The following is a 10,239-nucleotide window of genomic DNA, read 5'->3' on the forward strand; positions in this document are numbered from 1 at the left end:
CGCTGAGCTGGAGCGCGAGGACGGCTCGAAAACAAGTTTGGATGACATCGAGATCGCCTCGTTTGCAACGCTATTGGGTGCCGCGGGCGCGGAGACGGTGACGAAGCTCGTCGGCACCGCGGTGTACTTGTTCGCCAAGCACCCCGACCAGTGGCAGAAGCTCCTCGATGACCGCAGCAAGATCCCCGCGGCAGTCGAGGAGCTGCTGAGATACGAAGGGCCGGTCCAGTACAACGTGCGGCGCTCGATGAGGAATGTGCACCTGCACGACACCACCATTCCGGAAGGCAAACCGGTGTTCCTGATTGGCGCATCGGCGAACCGCGACTCTGCGGCGTGGACCGACGCCGACAAGTTCGACATCGAGCGCGACCGCACCGAGGCGCAGAACATCGGCTTCGGCTACGGGGTCCACAGCTGCCTGGGCGCGGCGCTGGCCCGGATGGAGAGCGCCATCGCCCTGGACAAACTCCTCGACTTCATGCCGCGGTATGAGGTCGACTGGGATAATTGCAAGCGCGTTCAGATGCAAAATGTGGCTGGCTGGCACAACATTCCGGTGAAGGTGTTGCGATGAGGACTTCCAGATGAAAAAGGTCAAGGTCGACTTCGGTCTCTGTGAGAGCAACGGGGTGTGCATGGGCATCATCCCCGAGGTGTTCGACCTGGACGACCAGGACTATCTCCATGTGCTGCAGGACGAGGTGACACCGGAGAACGAGCACGACATCTCCGAGGCCGTCCGGCAGTGCCCACGGCAGGCGATCGCCATCGTCGAGGAGTAGCCCTTCAAATTCGAGCTAGGGAAGTTTGATCACCGACATGTACATCTCCAAGATCGGCGTGTAGAGATCCGCATCATCGAGGTGGCTGACCAACTCGACGGAATCAGTGGTGGCGACGAGCACGTGAGCGAATGTCAACGCAGGGATCAGAAGGGTTCCCCCGAGATGGTCGATGCCTGCGGCGATGAATTTGGCCAGCGCCTCGACGACCTGTGATCGCTTCGCGGCCACCCTCTCCCGCGCGTCAGGGTTTCGCAGCAGGTAGAGGGTGAACTCATGTCCCAGGGCGGGGCCTTCGGCGCCGCGGTCACGGCTGAGTTGTCTCCAGCGCTTTGCGATCTCCTCGCGCTCGTGCGCCCCTATCTGTGTCGCCGTCGACATCACCTCGGCGAAATTCTCGAAGTAGCGACGCCAGTACCGGTCGCTCACCTCTAAAAAGAGGTCTTCCTTGGTAGCGAAGTGCTTGTAGATCGCACCCTTCGTGTAGCCCGCCGCACGAGCGATATCGTCCAAAGAAGCCGCCATGAAGCCCTTTTCGGCGAACACCTCCTCGGCCGCATCGACCAGAAGCGAGCGTGTGTGCTCGACGCGTCGCTCCCGCGTCCACCGTTCGACCATGTCGCCCATTCTGTCATGGAATCTGAGAAACCTGCACGTTTGTGAGATACTGTGTGGTATCTTTTCGGACAATTGGTTGCTCGAGGGGCAGTACTGCGACGATCCAGAGGAGACGGTGGCATGACCGAACTGTCGAACAAGAAGGGACACTCAGTCACCGAATCGCTCGGCGCCACGGCGTCGCTTGGTGCGCAGCCTCAGTCGAAGGTCACGGCCGTGCGGATCTGGGCGGGCGTCGGCGGTGCGATTCTTGCCTTTCAGCTCTATGTGTGGATCCGCTGGATCACCGGCCCCAATTTCGAGCGGGTGCCCGCGGGCCCAACCGATCCACCGACGTTCATGAAGGTGATCCTGGTGACCTGGACCGCCGTCATCATCGTCGGCTATCCGCTCGCCATCTACTACTTCCTCGTCAGGCCCTGGCGACGGGAGCGCCGAATCACGTTGGACGGCATGCTCTTCGCCGCATGCGGCCTGCTGTTCTTCCAGGATCCGCTGCTGAACTACTTCAACACGTGGAGTACGTACAACACCTGGATGTGGAACCGCGGCTCGTGGGTGGCAGACATCCCGGGGTGGGTGTCCTTCGCGAAACCGGGCGCCATGATGGCCGAGCCTTTCCTGATGAATGCGCCGGGTTACTCGTTCGTCCTGCTGTGCACGATGCTCGGCTGCTGGATCATGCGCAAAGCCAAGCAGCGCTGGCCCAGCATCAACACCATCGGCCTGATCGGCATTGTGATCGCGTGGACCTTCGTCTTCGATCTCGTCATCGAGGGCCTGTTCCTCATGCCGATGGGTCTGTTCACCTATCCCGGTGCAATCCAGGCACTCTCGATCAACGCAGGCACCTACTACCAGTGGCCGATATACGAAGGCCTGATGTGGGGCGGAGTGCAGGCCGGTCTGTGCTGTCTGCGTTATTTCACCGACGACCGTGGCCGGACGTTCGTCGAACGTGGATTGGACAGCGTCCGAGGCGGATTCGCGGTGCAGCAACTCACCCGATTCCTGGCGATCTTTGCGGCTTGCAGTGCGTTCTTCTTCGTCTTGTACAACATCCCCGCACAGTGGTTCGCCATGCACCAGGATCCCTGGCCGGAGGACGTGTTGAAGCGCTCCTACTTCCTGATGGGTATCTGCGGTGAAGGCACGGACCGGCCCTGTCCTGACCCGTCGCTACCGATGCCCCTGCGAAACTCCGGATACATCAATACCGATGGCAAGCTCGTGCTTCCGCAAGGCGTCGAGCTTCCGAAAGTCGTTCCCGTCGAACGGGGTAAGTGATCGGCGCAGAGCGCCACGGGCCGCCATGCGGTTCACCGAGGCGGCAATCTAGTAGAAGGCGGTGCGGTGAGCGATCTTTCGAACAAGAAGATGCCGACTGTGAACGAGTCGCTCGGCGGGACGGCTGAGCTCGGCGCCCAGGATCAGTTGAAGATCAAGCCAGTTCAAATCTGGGCGGTCGTCGGCGGGGCTCTCCTGGCTCTCCAGCTGTACGTGTGGATCCGGTGGATCACCGGCCCCTATTTCGAGCGGGTACCTACCGGCGCGAGCGATCCGCCGATGTACATGAAAGTGCCACTCATCGCGAACGCCGTTGTTCTCTGGGTCGGCCTGCCGGTGGCGCTCTGGTGGTTCATCGTCAAGCCCTGGCTACGAGAGCGGCGAATCACGCTCGACGGAATGCTGTTGATCTCAATGGGACTCATGTTCTTCCAGGATCCACTACTGAACTACTTCAACACGTGGTGCACCTACAACACCTGGCTGTTCAATCGAGGCTCATGGTCGTCGGACATCCCAGGGTGGGTGTCGCCGGAGGAACCGGGCCGTCAGGTGGCCGAACCGCTGTTGACGAATGTGCCGGGCTACGCATACGGGGTACTGCTCATCACCATCGTTGGGTGTTGGCTGATGCGCAAGATTAAGGCGCGCTGGCCCAACATCAGCAATCTCCGCCTGATCCTCGTCACTTACGCAATGGCCTTCGTCTTCGACTTTGTCATGGAGGGCCTCGTCATGCTGCCGATCGGCTTTTACACGTATCCCGGATCCATCCGTTCGGTATCGATCAATGCCGGCACGTACTACCAATGGCCCGTCTACGAAGGATTGATGTGGGGCGGGGTGCAAGCAGCACTGTGCTGCCTGCGGTATTTCACCGACGATCGCGGCCGAACCGTCGTCGAGCGCGGACTGGACCATGTCCGAGGCGGATTCGCGCGGGAGCAAGCCACCCGCTTCCTCGCGATCTTCGCCGCGGTCAGCGGGTGCTTCTTCGTCTTCTACAACGTTCCCGCACAATGGATCGGCATGCACTCCGACCCCTGGCCGGAGGATCACCAGAAGCGCTCGTACTTCAACGGCGGCATCTGCGGGGACGGCACCGATCAGCCCTGCCCGAACCCAGTTCTGCCGATGCCCACGAAACGCTCCGGCTACATCAACACGGACGGTCAGCTGGTCCTGCCCGAGGGCACAAAGCTTCCACAGACCGTTCCCATCCAACGAGGAAACTGAGTTGCTGACCAACAGTCACCCCGCACCTGCCCAATCTGCTTCGGAGGCACCGTTTTACCGGCCGGTCGGTGATGAAGTCGACGTATTTCACGCGGCGGCCCGCGGCGGTCTGCCCGTGCTATTGAAGGGTCCCACGGGATGCGGAAAGACCCGCTTCGTGGAGGCCATGGCCCACGAGCTCGGCCGCGATCTGATCACCGTCGCCGGGCATGAGGACATGACGTCGGCGGACCTGGTGGGACGGTTCCTGCTCAAGGGCGGCGAAACAGTCTGGGTCGACGGACCGTTGACTCGCGCCGTGCGTGAGGGCGCCATTTTCTATCTCGACGAGGTGGTCGAAGCGCGCCAAGACACTACCGTGGTCATCCATCCACTCGCGGATCACCGTCGCCAGCTTCCCGTCGATCGACTCGGCACGACGTTGCAGGCTGCGCCGGGGTTTCAGCTGGTGATCTCTTACAACCCGGGCTACCAAAGCATTTTGAAGAACATCAAGGAGTCGACGCGTCAGCGTTTCGTCGCGATCGAACTCGACTTTCCACCCGTCGAGATCGAAACGCAAGTGGTCGCCCACGAAGCCAGGATCGACTCCGGGACTGCGCGCACGCTGGTACAGCTGGGTAGCGCGATCCGAAACCTCGAAGGTTCACCGCTGCGCGAAGTGTCCTCGACCCGGATGTTGATTCTCGCGGGCGGCCTCGTCGCCGAAGGGTTGAATCTGCGAAGCGCCGTCGAGGCGGCGATCGTCCAAGTCCTCTCCGATGATCGGGATGTCGTTCGCGCGCTCGGTGAACTCGTCGATGCCGTCCTGCCACGGACGTGATCACCTCCGATCCGGACAGCCCTGACCGGTTCCGACTCCTTGCCACCTTCGTTGCCGGCAGGTCCCTCGAAGTCACGGAGGCACCGGCCAGCGAACCTGCTCACACCAACGGCAGGGTGATATTCGTTTCGACGCACGTTTCTGTCGAGCAGCAGCGCCACGAGGTGCTCCTGCAAAGTGCGCTGCTCGGCGCGGGCAGTCTCGCTCCGCGATTGGTGAAGGGGTTGCGTGTGCGCCCCGCGATAGCGCGCCGCTACCTGGCAATCGAAGGCCGCCGCGTGCTTGCCGAGCTTGCGGGTCAGGTTCCCCTCGCAGCAGCACTACGCCCTGACGGGGGGCCCACCACCTCGACCGCCGATGAGTCACTCGAAATGGCCAGGGGCCAAATGAAAGTCGCCGATCCGCCCCAATGGTTCGGCGTCATCAAACCCTCCCGATTACTCCGTTCACCTTCCGGACCGGGCACACAGGCCACTGACAAGGAACTAAGCCTGGAATTCGATGTTGTGGACCTACCCGAGGCTGACGATGACGACGATGCGGAGCAGTCCGAGGACAGCAAGATCCTCAAGCTTTTTGACAATCCTCTGTTCAAGTCGCGAGCACTCTCGGACTACTTCCGCAAGCTGCTGGGCAGCTCACGCTCTCCCGGGGACAGCGCCGCCGGCGCAGAGATGCAGGCTCGCTCCATTCGGCGAGAGCACTCGTTCGGATCGAATGCCAAGCCTCTGCCCACCCGCATCCACTTCACCGATGACGGCAAACCCGGCGCCGCCGTGGGTGTTGGCGGCGCGCTCTATCCCGAATGGGACGTATACAACAACCGGTATCGACCCGAGTGGTGCCGAGTCATAGACTTCCCGCTTACCGTCGACGCCGAAATGTCGGCCGCCAGCGTTCCGCAGGACGATGTACTGCGACGGCGGCTATCTCGCGTCGGACTCGGGCCCAAGGTTCTTCGTAGCCGCCCCGACGGTGACGAACTCGACATCGAGGCGCTCATCGATCTGTTTATTGATCTGCGCTCCGGCCACTCGCCACCCGAACATGTCTACCTGGAACGGCGAAACCTTGCTCGCAATCTCGGCGTCCTCATCCTGGTCGACGCCTCTGGGTCTGCCACTGACACCGATGCGAACGGCCTTGCCGTACATGAACATCAACGACGGGCCGCCGCCACACTCGCCGCGACGCTCGAAGACTTGGGCGACCGCGTCGCCGTGTACGCCTTTCGATCACAAGGCCGCCACGCTGTACAGCTGCCGGCGATCAAGGCGTTCGGACAACGCTTCGGCGCGGTGGGGCGAGCCCGCCTCAACCAGCTTCAGCCATCAAGCTATACGCGCCTCGGCGCTGGCATCCGTGGTGCCGGTGAGATCCTCAAAACCGAGGCGGGTACCCCAAATCGGCTTCTCGTCGTGCTTTCGGATGGTTTCCCCTACGACGACGGCTACGAAGGCCGCTACGCGGAGGCCGACGCCTACAAGGCCCTCGAAGAGCTCCGCACTGATGGCGTTGCGTGCCTTTGCCTTTCCATCGGCGTTCCCACCGCGACCGACGCGCTCGAACGCGTCTTCGGCTCCGCCGGCTATGCCAGCGCCGCGACCCTGTCCGTATTGAGCCCGCGGATGGATGAGTTGTTCCTGTCTTCGCTTCGGGAACTAGCTGCGCCGAAGCCCACGAAAGGATGAGACATGAGGGTCCTTCTGACAGGTGCTCTAGGCAACATCGGCCTGTCCACATTGCAGGCATTGCTCGTGGAAGGCCACGACGTCGTCGCCTTCGACCTCGAATCTCGGCGAGCACGCAAGCTTGCCTCCAGGTTCGACGGACGAGTGCACGTTATCTGGGGCGACATCACGCGGCCCGAATCGATTCGGCACGCGCTGGAGGGCGTGGAGGCCGTGATCCATCTGGCGGGAATCCTTCCGCCCTACGCGGACCGGATGCCCGACCTCGCACGGAAGGTGAACCTGGACGGCACACGCAACCTGATCGCCGAGATGGAGGCGTCGGATACGGCAAGACGGTTGGTATTCGCGTCGTCGCACGGCATCGTCGGCGACGTCCAGGATCGCGAACCACCGCTGAACGTCGACACCCCCGTGTCTCCGACCGACGAATACGGCCGCCACAAGGTGGAATGTGAGCAAGCGATACGGCAATCAGGGTTGCGGTGGAGCATCCTGCGGCTTGCCGCGGTGACTCCAATCCACCTGCAGGCGCAGGACCCAAGCATCATGTTCGAGTTCAGCCCCGACGCACGGTTCGAATTTCTGCACCCCGCAGACGCCGGAACAGCATTCGCACGTGCCGTTGCGTGCGAGGAGACGATTGGGAAGACCTTGTTCATCGCGGGCGGCGCCAACTGCCGCATGACCTACGGCGAGTTCATCAACTCGTTGATGGGTGCAATCGGGATCGGCCCCATCCCCAGTGAGGCCTTCATCCGGAAAAGGCCTCCCCGCTTTTTCGGCGACTGGGTGGATACCGACGAAAGCCAGCGGCTTCTGCAATACCAAAAGCGCGGCCTCGCCGAGCAATTGGACGACATGAAGCAAGATTTCGGCCCGCTGGTGCCCCTCATTCGTCTCGTCCGCCCACTCGCGACGTGGTTCGTGATCCGCAGCTCGGCGTACCTCAAGGCGAACCGGCGCGGGTAAAAGTTCGCTCAGGTTCGCGCCGTGTTCTCGACGATGATCTCGCGCGCCGCCTCGTAGAATGCACTGATCAGCGTCGAGAACGACAGCTGGAACGGGTAGATCATGTGCACGTCCAGCGGCTCCAGGCTCCAGCCCGGTAACACCGGGACGATGCTGCCGTCCCGCAGTTCTTCCGTGCACATGATCTGCGTCGGCATGGCACCGATGCCGAGCCCCTGCAAGATGTATTCCTTACAGACCTGAAAGTTGTTGGCGCGCGCCCGGATTGTCGGCGTCAGCTCATAGGACTTCTTGTGCCGTGCCAGCGTGAGCGTTCGCTGCCCGCGATAGAAACCGAGGTGGATGAAGGGCAGCGTGTTCAGCTGCGTCGGCTCCGTGACCGGCTCGCCCAGCTCCCCCAAGAAGCTGGGTGACGCGCACAGGAAGAGTTCGAGGCTGAACACCTTGCGCGCGATCAGCGTCGAATCCTGCAGCGGGCCGGTGCCGAACGCCACATCGAACCCGTCCTTGATCGGGTCCACCATCTTGTCGACGAGGTGAATGTCCAAACTCGACTGAGGATTTCGCCGCAAGAACGTCGCGCCCACTCGCGACGCGTAGTCGATGCCGACGAAAACCGGCATCGCGACCCGCAGCTCGCCCTGTGGCTCCTGTCGGCTGCCTTCCACCAGGGCGCGCACCCCGTTGGCCTCCGCCAAAATGCTCACGGCGTGGGCGTACACCTTCTCCCCGAGATCGGTGACGGTGAGCTGATGAGTGTTCTTACGCAACAGCTTGATGCCCAGATCGGATTCGAGCTTGGTCAGCTTGCGGCTGACGGTCGACTTGGGCATCCCCAGCACCGCGGCCGCTTTCGACAGGCTGCGGCTCTCGACCACCTTGCCGAACACCAGCAGGGCGTCGACGTCGAAGGGCAGGTTCTGCTCCATCAGCCTCCTCACGTCCGCACTGTTCCAAATATGCAACAGGGTGTTGAGCTTATGCACCTTTTTCGAGCAATTGGCCAGCGGTACCGTCGGCCCTTATGAGCCAAGAAACGCTGGTGAGCAAGCCGGCCAGTGGCCTGTGGACCGATGCCTACCCCGAACTCGGACGCGGCCCCGTGTCACTGCAGGACTGCGTCTCACCCGAGTTCTACGAGAAGGAACGCGAGCACGTCTTCAAGAAGACGTGGCTGTACGTCGGGCGGGCCGAACGAGTGCCGAAGTCGGGCAGCTACTTCACCCGCGAACTGACGTTCCTCAACACGTCGGTCATCATCGTGCGCGGCAAGGACGACGTGATCCGTGCCTTCCACAACATCTGCCCGCACCGTGGCAACAAGATGCTGTGGGAGGACGACCCCTTCCGGGAAGTGCAGGGCCGGGCGCCGCTGCTGTACTGCCGGTTCCACGGCTGGCGTTACAAGCTGGACGGCTCGCTGCACTCGGCCACTCGCAAGGACTTGCTGCTCGACTTCGACGCCGACAGCTGCCGGGTCCCCGCGATTCAGTGCGAGGTGTGGGAGGGCTTCATCTTCATCAATCTCAACCCGAACAACACAGAGACGCTGAGGGATTACCTCGGAGAGCTGGCGCACGGCATCGAGGGTTATCCCTTCGAGGGACCGCACCAGATATATCGGTTCAAGACCGAATTGCAGTGCAACTGGAAGATTTTCGTCGACGGCTTCGCAGAGAGCTACCACGGCCCCTATCTCCATGCCTCGTCCTTCGGCAACCTCACAGCTGAGGCCAAAGAGGCACTGGACAAACCCAATCCCTTCACCGATGCGTTGGCCTACCAACTGAAGGGGCCGCATCGGATGTTCTCCTTCTCAGGCGAACCGTCGCGAAAGACCCCTTATTCCAAGCCCATCGAATGCGTAATGGAGGCCAGCGCGGCCGGTCCATGGACCAAGCGCACGGACCAGGGACCGATGCCGCGGGGACTGAACCCCACGCGCTCGGACAAATACGGCTTCGACTCGTTCCAGTTCTTCCCCAACTTCGTGGTGATCTTCGGCTCGTCGGGCTTTTCCACCCACACCCATTGGCCCACCGGACCGCACTCGCACATCTTCGAGGCCGAGCTGTTCTATCAGCCCCCGAAAACGCACAAGGAACGGCTGGGACAAGAGCTGACGGTGACGTTCCTCAACGACATCATCCTGGAAGATGCCAGTCCGTCAGAGGGCCTGCAGGCGATGCTGAACAGTGGCGCGCTCACACATTTCACGATGAACGACGAGGAGATCCTGCTGCGTCATCTGCACAAGACAGTGGCGGACTACGTCAAGGCGGGCGAGAAGTGAGCGCGCTTCTGCCGCCGGAATTTTCGCGACTCGAGCACCTGGTCCCCGAATGGGCGATCGAGGACGGACACGAGCGCTACGTCAAGCGCGTCAACAGCTCGATGAAGCAGATCCGCGCGTTCTACGACGAGGTGTTCCCGCTCGCCGAGGAAGCTGTGGCCTACGTCGACAAGTTCGACTACTCCGAACCGCTGCCCGACGACGTCGCCAATCTACGCAACCTGCTCTACTCACTGATCACCGTCTCGCTCGCGGTCGAGCTGTGGAAGCAACCGCGGGTAAAGCATTCGGCCAACACGATTCTCACGAGGATGAGCTGATGGGAGTTTCCGCAACACAACTAGACGTCGTCGACCTCACGCCGAGGATCGGCAGTGAAATCAGGACAGACGTCGACACGCTGCTATCCGGCAGGGAGGCCGAGACCATCCGTGCCGCACTCGAGCAACGCGGGGTGGTCTTCTTTCGCGGCCTGGACATCAGCGACGAGCAACAGGTCGCCATCGCCCGCACCCTCGGCGCCATCCCGGAAAA

12 protein-coding genes are annotated in these 10,239 nt (G+C 61.9%); 10 read left to right on the forward strand and 2 right to left on the reverse strand.

Going from position 1 to position 10,239, the window contains the following annotated elements; all coding sequences use genetic code 11:
• Both QOH60_RS04050 and QOH60_RS04055 read left to right on the forward strand, forming a co-directional pair.
• Positions 1-577, forward strand: a 577-nt coding sequence (locus tag QOH60_RS04050; protein WP_526417360.1) for a cytochrome P450, incomplete at its 5' end; no start/stop codon positions are given.
• 10 nt (positions 578-587) lie between these two features.
• Positions 588-785, forward strand: a complete 198-nt coding sequence (locus QOH60_RS04055) for a ferredoxin (protein ID WP_526417362.1) — start codon at positions 588-590, stop codon at positions 783-785.
• Positions 786-800: 15 nt separating this feature from the next.
• On the opposite strand, the gene QOH60_RS04060 is transcribed toward QOH60_RS04055, so the two are convergent.
• Complete coding sequence (locus tag QOH60_RS04060; RefSeq protein WP_526417364.1) at positions 801-1,403, reverse strand: TetR/AcrR family transcriptional regulator; 603 nt, start codon at positions 1,401-1,403, stop codon at positions 801-803.
• Positions 1,404-1,523: 120 nt separating this feature from the next.
• On the opposite strand from QOH60_RS04060, the gene QOH60_RS04065 reads away from it, so the two are divergent.
• The 5 genes from QOH60_RS04065 to QOH60_RS04085 all read left to right on the forward strand — a co-directional run bounded on the left by QOH60_RS04065 (position 1,524) and on the right by QOH60_RS04085 (position 7,412).
• Positions 1,524-2,690, forward strand: a complete 1,167-nt coding sequence (locus QOH60_RS04065; protein WP_526417366.1) for a spirocyclase AveC family protein — start codon at positions 1,524-1,526, stop codon at positions 2,688-2,690.
• Between the two features lie 66 nt (positions 2,691-2,756).
• Positions 2,757-3,926: a spirocyclase AveC family protein gene (locus tag QOH60_RS04070; RefSeq protein ID WP_526417368.1), complete on the forward strand. Its 1,170-nt coding sequence runs from the start codon at positions 2,757-2,759 to the stop codon at positions 3,924-3,926.
• Position 3,927: 1 nt separating this feature from the next.
• On the forward strand, positions 3,928-4,749 hold the full coding sequence (locus QOH60_RS04075; RefSeq protein WP_526417370.1) for an AAA family ATPase: 822 nt from the start codon (positions 3,928-3,930) through the stop codon (positions 4,747-4,749).
• On the forward strand, positions 4,746-6,440 hold the full coding sequence (locus QOH60_RS04080; RefSeq protein WP_526417373.1) for a nitric oxide reductase activation protein NorD: 1,695 nt from the start codon (positions 4,746-4,748) through the stop codon (positions 6,438-6,440). Before QOH60_RS04075 ends, QOH60_RS04080 begins: the two co-directional genes overlap by 4 nt.
• Positions 6,441-6,443: 3 nt before the next feature.
• Positions 6,444-7,412, forward strand: coding sequence for an NAD-dependent epimerase/dehydratase family protein (locus QOH60_RS04085; protein WP_526417375.1), 969 nt, complete (start codon positions 6,444-6,446; stop codon positions 7,410-7,412).
• Between the two features lie 8 nt (positions 7,413-7,420).
• Here QOH60_RS04085 and QOH60_RS04090 read toward each other — a convergent pair whose 3' ends face one another.
• On the reverse strand, positions 7,421-8,341 hold the full coding sequence (locus QOH60_RS04090) for a LysR family transcriptional regulator (RefSeq protein WP_526417383.1): 921 nt from the start codon (positions 8,339-8,341) through the stop codon (positions 7,421-7,423).
• A gap of 95 nt (positions 8,342-8,436) precedes the next feature.
• On the opposite strand from QOH60_RS04090, the gene QOH60_RS04095 reads away from it, so the two are divergent.
• From QOH60_RS04095 to QOH60_RS04105, 3 genes are all read left to right on the forward strand, one after another.
• Positions 8,437-9,705, forward strand: a complete 1,269-nt coding sequence (locus QOH60_RS04095) for an aromatic ring-hydroxylating oxygenase subunit alpha (RefSeq protein ID WP_526417377.1) — start codon at positions 8,437-8,439, stop codon at positions 9,703-9,705.
• Positions 9,702-10,025 (forward strand): hypothetical protein, encoded by a 324-nt coding sequence (locus QOH60_RS04100; RefSeq protein ID WP_526417379.1) that lies wholly within the window; start codon positions 9,702-9,704, stop codon positions 10,023-10,025. Before QOH60_RS04095 ends, QOH60_RS04100 begins: the two co-directional genes overlap by 4 nt.
• Positions 10,025-10,239: TauD/TfdA dioxygenase family protein (locus tag QOH60_RS04105; RefSeq protein ID WP_526417381.1), on the forward strand; the 215-nt coding region annotated here is incomplete at its 3' end. The genes QOH60_RS04100 and QOH60_RS04105, both read left to right, overlap by 1 nt.

The organism is Mycobacterium sp., assembly GCF_032159765.1.
Classification (GTDB): Bacteria; Actinomycetota; Actinomycetes; order Mycobacteriales; family Mycobacteriaceae; genus Mycobacterium.